The sequence below is a fragment of the Thalassospira sp. NFXS8 genome, assembly GCF_040148805.1.
Lineage (GTDB): Bacteria > Pseudomonadota > Alphaproteobacteria > Rhodospirillales > Thalassospiraceae > Thalassospira.
Map to the genome: position 1 here is coordinate 371855 of NZ_JAGEMF010000004.1, position 11715 is coordinate 383569.

Annotated in this window: 8 protein-coding genes; 4 read left to right on the top strand and 4 right to left on the bottom strand. The window is 50.9% G+C overall.

Annotated features, from left to right (window positions below; all coding sequences use genetic code 11):
* Nucleotides 1–175 precede the first annotated feature (175 nt).
* Entirely contained in the window at nucleotides 176–913 is a 738-nt protein-coding gene (locus J4E05_RS20590) for a YdhR family protein (protein ID WP_349599572.1), read from the bottom strand.
* 188 nt (nucleotides 914–1101) lie between these two features.
* Here J4E05_RS20590 and J4E05_RS20595 point away from each other — a divergent pair, with 188 nt between their 5' ends.
* Nucleotides 1102–1683, top strand: a complete 582-nt coding sequence (locus J4E05_RS20595; protein WP_349599574.1) for a TetR/AcrR family transcriptional regulator — start codon at nucleotides 1102–1104, stop codon at nucleotides 1681–1683.
* A 60-nt stretch (nucleotides 1684–1743) separates the two neighbouring features.
* On the opposite strand, the gene J4E05_RS20600 is transcribed toward J4E05_RS20595, so the two are convergent.
* Complete coding sequence (locus J4E05_RS20600) at nucleotides 1744–2424, bottom strand: response regulator (protein WP_085595496.1); 681 nt, start codon at nucleotides 2422–2424, stop codon at nucleotides 1744–1746.
* Between the two features lie 364 nt (nucleotides 2425–2788).
* Between J4E05_RS20600 and pepN the strand changes: the two genes are divergently transcribed.
* The gene (gene pepN / locus J4E05_RS20605) at nucleotides 2789–5413 is read left to right on the top strand and encodes an aminopeptidase N (protein WP_349599577.1); all 2625 of its coding nucleotides are present in this window, start codon (nucleotides 2789–2791) and stop codon (nucleotides 5411–5413) included.
* Nucleotides 5414–5605: 192 nt separating this feature from the next.
* Here the strand turns inward: pepN and J4E05_RS20610 are convergent, their stop codons facing one another.
* Nucleotides 5606–7891: a methyl-accepting chemotaxis protein gene (locus J4E05_RS20610; protein WP_349599580.1), complete on the bottom strand. Its 2286-nt coding sequence runs from the start codon at nucleotides 7889–7891 to the stop codon at nucleotides 5606–5608.
* Between the two features lie 839 nt (nucleotides 7892–8730).
* On the opposite strand from J4E05_RS20610, the gene J4E05_RS20615 reads away from it, so the two are divergent.
* The gene (locus tag J4E05_RS20615) at nucleotides 8731–9678 is read left to right on the top strand and encodes an SPOR domain-containing protein (RefSeq protein ID WP_349599583.1); all 948 of its coding nucleotides are present in this window, start codon (nucleotides 8731–8733) and stop codon (nucleotides 9676–9678) included.
* 199 nt (nucleotides 9679–9877) lie between these two features.
* The gene (gene upp, locus J4E05_RS20620) at nucleotides 9878–10528 is read left to right on the top strand and encodes a uracil phosphoribosyltransferase (RefSeq protein WP_085595476.1); all 651 of its coding nucleotides are present in this window, start codon (nucleotides 9878–9880) and stop codon (nucleotides 10526–10528) included.
* An 89-nt stretch (nucleotides 10529–10617) separates the two neighbouring features.
* Here upp and J4E05_RS20625 read toward each other — a convergent pair whose 3' ends face one another.
* Nucleotides 10618–11076 (bottom strand): hypothetical protein, encoded by a 459-nt coding sequence (locus J4E05_RS20625; RefSeq protein ID WP_349599586.1) that lies wholly within the window; start codon nucleotides 11074–11076, stop codon nucleotides 10618–10620.
* Nucleotides 11077–11715: the final 639 nt, after the last annotated feature.

Sequence of the window (11715 nt, forward strand, 5' to 3'; positions counted from 1 at the left end):
TTATGGTGTAGCCGTTACACATCATCAAAATGCCTGCTGCTGTTAAGGGCCAGTTTTAAGGGGATTTCTTACGTTGTCGCTTAGATGATATCTTGTGCCGGTCAGAACAGGTGCGCTGTAAAGGGCTGGCGCACCTGCGATTATGTCGTTGACGGCATCATGCTAATTTATGCAATTAGCCATAAAAGGGCGACGCCATATCGCGGCTGGCTGCTTCGGTTACCGTCGCATCAAATATGCGGGTATAAAATGCGGCGTTAAGCGCTGCCGTTTCTGTCGGAAAATAATCCAGCGCAAATGTCTTTGCATTTTCAAGGCTATCAAACGCGTAAAAGCCACCGACGGTGCCTGTGTGTAGCCCCGATAGCCAGGTTTTGGATAACAGGCCGGGTTGCTTTTTTAATACAGGGTTCAAATCACGCCATGGTCCCCGGTCAAAGGGAAGAACGCTCAATTGGACCTCGGTATAAACAAACGCACCGGGGTTTTTGCCAGGTTTATGGCCGAAATGTACTGAATTCATAGCGATGCTGGCGGCTTTGGTTGCGTCAGCGTCAAAAATACGCGTGGTTTGGGCGACGCCAAAATTTCGGGCTTCGGCCGGGAAATAGCCGGTGACAAAGGCCTGGGCATTTTTAATGGAGTCAAACGCATAAATGCCACCCGCAGAATTATTGCCATGCCCGGAAAGCCAGGTTTTGTTCAAAAACCCCGGCTGCTGTTTGATTGCAGTGTTTATGGCTTGCCACGGAACCTGATCGAACGGGGCTGAAATTTGAAGTTCAGTATAGACGAATGCGGATAAAGACATTGCAGTGCTTTCATAATGGGGCGTTAAACCAAGGTCCGGTGCCAAAAGGCGCAAACGGACAGATGCTGTGATTGACCGGTCAATCACAGTGGCTTTCGGCATGTTTTTGGTAACTTTGCCAAAGCAAGGCAGGCTTGCCTGAATAGCAAAGGATTAAAGATGAATGCGTAGAGAGACATCGGGGCTAAAAATATAACGTTCGTTATATTTAAAATCTGATCGACAAAGCGGGCGCTGTCAACTAAAAATATAACGGTCGATATATTTTAGGAAAAAGCGGGAGAACAGCCGTGGTCAGTAACAAGACACGCAAGGAAGAAACCCGCCAGAATATGTTGGCAGCAGCCAGCGAGGGCTTCCGGGCCAAAGGGTATGCCGGGGTTGGTGTCGATGGCATTGCAAAGGCTGCCAATGCAACATCCGGTGCATTTTACGCCCATTTCGGCTCAAAGGATGGAGCGTTTCGCGCGGCTCTTGATTTGGGGCTGGATGAGGTTATTGAAAATATTCCCCGATTTCAGCGCGATTTCGGTTCGCACTGGACGGATGCCTTTATTGATTATTATTTAGGGCGCGCCCATCGCGACGACATTGCTTGTGGTTGTGCCATGACCAGCCTGTCACCCGAAATTTCGCGGGCAGATGCCGAAACCCGTGCGCTTTACGACCACAAAATGAACCGGATTGCCGCCCTGATCGCAGCGGGGTTACCCCACATCACCAAAGACCGGCAATTGGCAAAGGCGTGGTCGTTTCTGGGGATTTTGATAGGGGGATTGACCATAGCACGCGCTATGGTCACGGAAGATTCAATTGCGGGTGTTTCAGATGCCATCCGCATATCAGCCGCAAATATCCTGATGGTGGATTAGGCTGTTTTTTAACTTGATCCGTTTCATCAAATGGCTGGATCAAGCATTTTCCAGATGCGATCAAACCTCAACAGCAGGTTCCTGCAATTGCAGTTCGCGTGCGACAATGACCGCCTGGGTACGGCTGTGCACCGATAATTTGCGCAAGATGGCCGACACATGCGCCTTGATGGTGGCTTCGGTCACATCAAGTTCATAGGCAATCTGTTTGTTCAGCTTGCCTTCTGTCAGCATGTTTAAAACGCGCAACTGCTGTGGTGTAAGCTGGCTTATTTTGGCGGCAATGTCGGTATTGGCATCTTTTTGTGGTGAATTTTCAATTGCGTCGCGCGCCCAGTCCGGCATCCACATTTCACCATCCAGCACTGCGCGCAAGGCGGCACCAATTTGCTCGACCGGGGCAGATTTGGGAACAAAGGCAGCTGCACCGTATTCAATGGCGCGGCGTACTACCGGCATATCCTGGCTGGCGGAAACAATGGTAACAGGAATATCCGGGTAAGAAGCGCGCAGCGTAAACAGACCGGTAAAGCCATTCATACCGGGCATGTGCAAATCAAGCAAAACCAAGTCAATATCGTGGTCTTGCTTGCGGCAGGCTTCAATTGCGGCAATGGCCTCGCCCAGGTTCCCGGCCTCATGGATGGTAATGTCGGTTAGTTCTGATGAAACGGCATGTGACAGGGCACCGCGCATCAGCGGATGATCGTCAGCAATCAGGATGTGAAAACCGGTGGTCATAAATGAACGATCCCCAGAAACAGTAAAAATATAACCGGATCGCGGGTTAGCCCACAATCGGTTCATTGTGCTTGCGCGGCACTTTCTGTCCTGCGGGATTTTTGTTTTTGGGTGCGACACCGGAAAGGAGTGAGGGAAACCAAAGAACACCTTCGCCCCACGAATGTGAAACTTCGGCCCCCCTCGCGCCACCATTTATGATTATGACGTGTAATTGCCGCCACGTAAACTCTGCATTTGTGGGTATGGGCAATCCGCGCTATTTGTGGGGGTGAAACAGTCGTTAAAGCGTGCGTCGATACGGGGTGGCTGCCACTGCCATACGGTATCGAAAGCGCGAAAGAACAAGGAAAAGGACCATTTCATGTCGGAACAGCCCCAAGTGATTCGCCGCGAGGATTATACCGCGCCGGCTTTTTTGATCGAAACAGTCGAACTGGTTTTTGACCTTGATCGCGAGGCGACAACGGTAACGTCGCGGCTTTCGTTGAAGGCGAATCCGGATCGCGATTCAGGTGCCGGTGACCTGGTGGTGCTGGATGGCGAGGACATGAAATTGTTGTCGGTTGCCATTGATGGTGCTGCATTGGCCGCCAGCGATTATCAGGTTGATGCGACCACACTGCAATTCAAGGCCCCGTCCGAGCAGTTTGTAGTAGAAATTCAAACCCGGATATCGCCGGTTAACAACACCCGTCTTGAAGGGTTGTATGTGTCGCAAAGTGCTTACTGTACTCAGTGCGAAGCCGAAGGTTTCCGCAGGATCACCTATTTTCAGGACCGGCCCGATGTGATGGCGACCTATCGAGTCACCATCAATGCGCCCAAGGATAGCTGCCCTGTATTACTGTCTAACGGTAATCTTGTTTCCAGCAAGGATCTTGAGGGTGGTCTTCATCAGGCTGTGTGGGATGATCCGTTTCCCAAACCGTGTTATCTGTTTGCGTTGGTTGCCGGTGACCTTGCCTGTGTTGAAGACAGCTTTAAAACCATGACCGGGCGTGATGTTGCCCTGCGCATTTTTGTCGAACACGGCAATGAAGACAGCTGCGACTATGCGATGGATTCGCTTAAACGGGCGATGAAATGGGACGAAGACGTTTATGGTCTCGAATATGATCTGGACCTGTTTAACATTGTCGCCGTGTCGGATTTTAATATGGGCGCAATGGAAAACAAAAGCCTGAATGTTTTCAACGCCAAATATATCCTCGCCAAGTCTGATACGGCGACCGATACCGATTTCGAACTGATCGAATCGATTGTTGCCCATGAATATTTCCATAATTGGTCGGGCAACCGTGTCACCTGTCGCGACTGGTTTCAACTGTCACTAAAAGAAGGGCTGACGGTTTTCCGTGATCAGGAATTTTCATCTGATGAACGCTCGCGTCCGGTGCAGCGCATAAAGGATGTCCAGCGTTTGCGTGCCGGGCAGTTCCCCGAAGATGGCGGCCCGCTGGCACACCCGGTGCGGCCCGACAGCTATATGGAAATCAACAATTTCTATACCGCAACGGTCTATCAGAAGGGTGCTGAAGTCATCCGTATGATGCACACCTTGCTGGGCACCAGGGGCTATCGCAAGGGTATTGACCTTTATTTTGAACGCCATGACGGGCAGGCCGTAACCTGTGATGATTTTGTCCGCGCGATGGAAGATGCCAATGGTGTTAATTTTGACCAGTTCTGTCTGTGGTATTCGCAATCGGGGACACCTAATCTGGTGTGGAATGGCGAATATGATGCCAAACACCAGACTTATCGCCTGACTATCGAGCAGAAAACCGAACCGACGCCGGGCCAGGTAATCAAGTCTGATTTACAAATGCCGATCAAGGTTGGACTGCTGGGGCGCAATGGTGACGAACTTCTGGCTAAAACCATTGATCTGACGCAGGGCAAGCAGGAATTTGTGTTTGAAGATATTACGCAAGAGCCTGTTGTTTCATTCAATCGCGATTTTTCCGCACCGGTTAATGTCGGCACAACGCCGTCGCATGATGATCTGGCATTTTTGATGGGTAACGACACCGATGCTTTCAACCGCTGGGAAGCCGGGCAGAAATATGCATCAGACCTGTTGATCGACGGCATTAAAGCTTATCACAATTCGGGTGATGCCGATGCGGCCCTCGGCAATGTTGATGCGTTTTGCACCGCCTTGCGCGCGACACTCATCAATGACGACCTTGATAAAGCGTTCCGCGCACAGGCGATGATCCTGCCAGGTGAAGCAATGTTATCTGAACAGTTGCAGCCGGCGGATCCCGAAGCAATTTACCAGGTGCGTCAGGCGATGCGTCGCAAAATCGGCATATCCTTGCAGGATGAATTCGAGGCGGCCTATCGTAACAATGCCTCGAACGATGCATATAGCCCAGATGCAGCATCGGCTGGCCAGCGTGCCTTGCGTTCTGTCGCCTTGTCTTATTTGGCGGCAACAGGTGAAAACGTATTTGTTGATCTGGCGCTGGAGCAATATCGAACGGCTGATAATATGACGGATCGCATGGCGGCTTTGGTTGTGTTGAACGATCAGGACCATCCCGGGCGGGACGAAGCATTGGTCGATTTTGAAAACCGCTTTGCCAGCAACACTGTTGTGATTGACAAGTGGTTTTCGCTTCAGGCGATGTCATCGCGCACGGATACGCTTGGTCAAATCAAAAAACTGATGGAACACCCGGCCTTTACCATGCGAAACCCGAATAAGGTGCGCGCGTTGATCGGGGCTTTTGCTATGGCCAACCAGCGTAATTTCCATGTTGCTGATGGCAGTGGTTATGCGTTCTATGCTGACCGTTTAATGGAGCTTGATAACCTTAACCCGCAAGTGGCGGCCCGTCTGGCCGCGCCTTTGGGCAAATGGCGCAAGTTTGACGAGGGCCGGGCAGCGAAAATGAAGGCGGAGTTGAACCGTATTCTCGCCAAGGAAAACCTGTCGCGCGATCTTTATGAAATCGCCAGCAAGTCAGTTGCGGAATAAAGATTTTCGCCTGTTCTTACATATGCTGACACAAAACAAAAGCGGAGCCGATATGTTCGGCTCCGCTTTCTTATGACCGGGAAACGGTCCTTTGATTTAGGTAAAAGCGCGGTGTTTTTTAAGACAAAGGCTTTTTAAAACGCCAGCAAGTTAACTGACCCCGATGATCTTTTTGGTCGCCGGGATACAGTTTTAATCGCCAATTTTCACGCGTGAGCTAAAGGCTGCCATGCGATCAGACAGGCTTTTTGCCATTTGCGAAAGTTCGTGACTGGCGCTGTTAAGGTCATAGGCCGTTTTGCCAGTGCTTTGTGCACCACCATTCACAAACCGGATCATTTCATCCATCGTGCCAGCACCCTGGGCGATGCGCTGAACGTTTTCTGAAATTTCACTGGTGGCACGGCGTTGTTCATCAACCGAACTGGTGATGGTATTCTGAATGTCATTCACCTGATGAATAACATCACCAACCGTGCTGATCGAACGGGCGGCTTTCTTCACTTCGGTTTGAATGGCGCCGGTCAGATCACCAATTTGGCTTGTTGCATTTGCGGTTTGGTCCGCCAGCGATTTAACCTCGTTGGCAACCACAGCAAAACCCTTGCCCAACTCACCGGCGCGTTCAGCCTCGATCGTGGCATTTAACGACAGTAATTTGGTGCGATGGGCAATGTCGTTAATCAGATCGATAATGGATCCGATTTCCGAACTGGCATTTTCCAGCGAAATGATATTACGTTGCGATTCCTCGGCTTCCGAACGCGCACGTTCCGTAACCGAGCTAGCATCGCCCGCCTGTCGGTTAATTTCTGCAATCGAGGATGAAAGCTCCTCAACCGCTGTTGCCACATTCTGGGTGTTGTTTGCAGCATCGCGCGAAACATCCAGTGCCGTTCCCGACTGGGTGACGGTTTCTTCCGATTGGTGGGTCAGGTTATTTGCCAGTTCCAGCAGCATTGCTGATTGTTGTGTTACCGAGCGGGCAACATTTTCAACCTCAACCACCAGTTCCTGAATGGCAATGCGGCCTTCCTCACGTTCGGTCACATTGTTCCAGGCCAGCATTGTGCCGACAAGTTCGTCATCCTTGTCACGCACCGGCGCTGCCAGAATATCAAGATGATCATTCCCCGATTGAAGAACGTCTTCAAACGGCAAATTGGCCGGGTCGCGTAATTTACGCTGAAATTCGGGACCAAGCTCCAGAAAGTCCTCTTTGACGTCCTGGATGTCACCGCCAAGATACTGCTTTGCGCTGGCATTTAAATAGGTCAAATCCCCTTCGGGCGATATTAAGGCCGTCATTGTCGGGGTGTTTTCAACCATGTTTTGCAAAATCATGGCCTGGCGAACAGACTCACGCAACTGCACCAGGGCTTTGCGCATTTCACCAATTTCATCATTGCCAACCTTGGGCAGGCGAACGCTGGTGTCCCCTTCGGCAATGGATGTCATGGCGCGGGCAAAGCCGCGCAAATTGCGAAATACCGTTAAACGAAGCAATAACCAGCCTGCAATCCAGCCAACGGCCAGCACCGCGACAAGTAATTCAATCGACAAATTACGTAATTCACCGGTACGGCTGTAAAATTCGGTGATGTCACGGGTAAAGGTTGCCTTGGCCCACTGGCCGCCACGACCATTGTCAATACTGATATCAACAGATGCCCGGCGATGTGTTTTATCGGTATTTTCGTTTGCCTGTTCTATTTCTGCTGCTGCTTCGTCTGCATTTGCCTCTGCCGGTGCGGTATCCTCGGTTTCACCATCATTTTCCAGGCTTTCGAACAATACATGGCCGTCGTTGCCCACAATGCGGAAGTCGCCACCCAAAACGGCTCCCATACCCTGCAAAATGGGCAGCGGGTCAGTTACAACTTCCAGAAACCCGACTGCCTTGAACCCGCCAATTGGCAGGATCATGCTGAAAACCGGTCGTCCATCACTCATATGCCAGATATAGGAAACAGCCTTGCGGGCTGCGGCCTTATCGCGTGATTTTAACATTTCATTCAGGGCAGGGTCGTCCGCAACGCTTTCGCCTGTACTGTTGTCCGACGATGCAACCTTATTAAAATTGCTGTCATAGGCAATCGTTTCAATCAGGTTGATTTCCCCTTGTGTCACCTGACTGGCATTTGAAAAGAACGTAAGTTCGGTTTTGATATTGTCGACGTTGTTTTCCTGTAGCGCCTTTACCAGTCGGGTTGTGCGTGACCAGTCATTGGTAACAGGTGTGATTCGATTTGCGTAGTCGTTGATGACCCGCGATCTTACAAAAAAATTCACCGTGCTGCTGACCGAGTTATTTAACGTTTCAACAGCAAAGTTGCGGTAATTGTCGCCAGTCCATAGCAGCATCCATGCCACAGCCCCTGACAATAAAAGACCAATTACCAAGAGGATACGGCGCAATGTAAAGATACTTGCGCTCTTGCTCCCCACAGCCGTATTTACGGCCTTTACTCCCTTCATCCAACACCCTCCTCAGTCACTTGGATTTTTATATGTGTATTAATTGTGACCTCCCGTTGCGACCTTTTGGCCGCATTGGAACCAATCCAAGCAGAGGTTTCATATAAAGACAACAGTTCTGACGCATTTTGCGTAATTTTCGTGGTGGCAAGAACCATAGGGAAACCCTTGCCTACGACTGCTTCGCGATGATGAAATTGCTTTTCGCGTATAGCGTGTCGTGTCGCAGCTGGCGTGAGGGAGAGGGAAGGTTGAAAAAATAATTGCGAATGTGTGTGATAATCGTTTGCATTTGAAATTCAGGTTGTTTATGACTGTTGTTGTCACTGGCCAACGGAATTTCCGTTGGTGACATGACTTCCGGAAAACATGGCGTATCTGGAAGTCCTTCTTCGGGAACTCTCTCCCCGAAGGTCGATCTCTCTCACTCGAGGGGCTGGCATCCGGTATTTGTGCGGGACAAAGCCGGGCTCAATGCCAGCCCTTATTTTTTGCCATATTCAGGTTCATGTTGTGTTTTATGCTGCGAATTTAAGCAAATTCGTCGGCATTTAAGTGTTTTTTAAACCGCCTTGCGGTTAGAAATACCCGTAGCCATGATTTTATCACGGGCTGGAACGACACGACTTTAAAACAAGGCGCAAAAAACAGTGGCCGAGAATGACCCGGAACATTCCAGTACAGACCCGCAAGGGCGATCATCAAAGGCGCCTTTGCCAGCATTTTTTTACGGACAGGGTAAAAACAGTGCCGGGTCAAAAAATGTCGGGCCACTAATGGCCGGGCAAAAAGGTGGCCATTCGCCCGCATATTCTACCATTAACAGGACAATAGCAGACATGGATCGCAAAACATTGTTGGGGCTAATAACCGGGGCCTGCATGCTTGGCCTGGTGCTGTTTTTTGGCGGTATGCTGGTGGGGGCCGGTTTGTTTATGGGGCCTGATGCGCCGCAAACCAGTGACGTTGCCAGCGGCGATAAAATGGAATTGCTGGCGCAAAATACTGCTCCGCGCATTCAAACCGACATTACCCCAAAAAATCCTCAGCAAACTGGTCCGATGTCACCTGTTGACGGGGGCGGCACGGATAATGCGCCGGAAACCACCAGTGATATGCCATCGACCGATGCTGCCGGGAGCAATGAGCCGCAGGGGGTTGACCCTGTTGGCGATTTAATTGCGGAAAAGGCAGCGAGGGATAGCGATGCCGATCAGAACAATCCTGATGACAATGGCGCCCCAGCTGTCCCCGATATGGGGGATAGCGCATCCTCAAATGCGACCACACCCGATGCCTCGGTAATGGGTGCTGACGAAGGCGAGGGGGCAGCGAATAGTGCGGGCACTTCAGATAGTGCCGTATCCTCTGACGATCAGCCAGCAGCCAGGCCGGTTGCACCTGATATTCGCAAGGATGCCAAGCCCCCTAAACCGGCACCTCAAAAAGAAACGGCTGTAAAAGCCCCTAAAACTGCCGAAACGGAAACAGCGGCATCTGCTGCCCTTCATCGCGAACCGGGCAGCAAGAACATGCCTTATTCCATTCAGGTCGGGGCCTTTAAGGTAGATGCCAACGCCCGTCAGCGTGCCGGTGAATTGCGTAAAAAAGGCCTCGAAGTTGCTGTAGTTGAACGCGGTAGCAATGATGGTGCCTGGTATTATGTGCGGGTCGGAGCGTATCCCAACGCGACGACAGCCCGGGCCGGGGCTGAAAAAGTTAAAAAAGATACCGGAATCGATGGGTTCCCTGTCCGTGCGGAACCCAATGACAAAACCATCGACTGACTGTTGGTTTCGTTTGGGGCTTTTCCCGTTCTGATAAATGCCGGTGTCTTGCTCTGACATCGGCATTTGCTTTTTATAGGGTAACTGCGGCATGCTATTTAATAGTGTGGGCCAACAGACTTGCCTTCTTGTGGTAAACCCGTTAGGTGACACCCCAATCATTTCTGGCGCAGTGTAATTGAGGATGGCTGGTACTATCATGAGCAATCAAACCGAATTTCCCAATCTTCACATTCTCGAACATCCACTGATCCAGCATAAGCTGACGCATATGCGCAAGGTTGATACCTCAACCAAAACCTTTCGCCAGCTGTTGCGCGAAATTGCCTTGTTGATGGGGTATGAAATTACCCGCGAATTACCGGTAAGTTTCGAGGAAATCCAGACTCCGATTTGCAAAATGAACGCCCCTCTTATTCAGGGGCGCAAACTTGCCGTGGTGCCGATATTGCGAGCCGGGCTTGGCATGGCCGATGGTTTGATCGAACTGATGCCGTCGGCCCGTATTGGCCATATTGGCATGTATCGCGACCCGGAAACCCATCTGCCTGTTGAATATCTGGTCAAATTGCCCGAGGTCGAAGGCCGGACTTTTATTCTGGTCGATCCGATGCTGGCAACCGGTAACTCTGCCGTTGCGGCCATTGATGTCCTTAACAAATACGGTGTCAAGGATTGCGACATTCGCTTTATGGCGCTGGTGGCAGCACCGGAAGGCATGCGGGTTTTCCAGCAGGCCCATCCGGATGTCCCGGTTTATACGGCAGGCCTTGATGAAAAGCTGAATGAAAAGGCTTATATCGTCCCGGGGCTTGGCGATGCCGGCGACCGTTTGTTCGGGACGCGTTAACTTTACGCTTTAAAACAGCAAAAAGGCCGCTTTCCGATATGTGGAAAGCGGCCTTTTGTATTATTATGTGGTCGATGGATAAGTTTGACTTATCCCTTGGGCGATACGGTAATATCGACAGTGGACCCGCTAAACGATCCGGGGGTCAGTTTGATGGTCGCAACGCGACTTTCCCGGTCATAGACCAGAACACTGACATCAGCGCGAACAACGGTCACCTTGCTCCAGCCAAAATTTGGCATTTCACGTTCGTAAAAATCATACATCTGTGCGGGCGTCCCGCGTGAATTCAAAACCAGGCGGCCTGTCCACGCATCCGAGGCACCAAATATGATGCTGCGGTCCATATCCAGTGTCGAATTGGACGGCATTGGAATGTCGGTAAATTTGTTGAAAGACGGCATCGCTGATCCGCCTTTGCTGCCGTCCTGGTTGCTGGCCGACGTGCTCGAGGAACCAGACGCCATATGTGACAGGTTCTCGCAGCCGCCCAATACCAGCGAAGCCACCAACGCCACACTATATATGCCATGTCGTAATCTGATCATGTTTTCCTGTTCCCTCATCCCAATCGGCATACTCTAACACCCTGCATAATCAAGTTGTCTGGTAAAATAAAGGTTCACAATCGCTAAATTCTGTCTTTTTCAGACATATTTCCCGTAATCCAGCAATTTTTGGGGGTGTTGCTATCGGTTTCCCCCGGATCCTTGTTTGAAATATTCTCCCGCGAAGCTCATATGCGCTATCCTCGTGACTGGTATTTACCATATGGCAGGTCACTTCATTTCCCTCGGGGGTGCATTAAACTGCATGGTATTGGCTGTCTTTCATCAGGATACCTTGCTGTCAGGCCGGGGGAAGCGGCATTGCATCAACCATTAATCACATCCCGGGTCTGCCGCAACTTCAGGGTTGATAGAGGCTTGTTCGCAAGCAACTGTTTTAAAACGATTTTCAATAAAAACGTCACAAACGTGATTTTTGTTTAAAAAAGGTGTTTACAGGTGGCGGACTGGGGCCTATAACCCGCCTCCACCGACGGGGTGCGGCGCTGGTAACTAGGGCGACGCGGACTGGTCGGGGCGGGGATTTTCCCCGGAGTTCTTTGACATTGTTGATCAGTAGGAAGGGATGCGCGGGCGGCGTTATGGCGCTACAGTCTGTGCATCCTGGAGACGACGGAC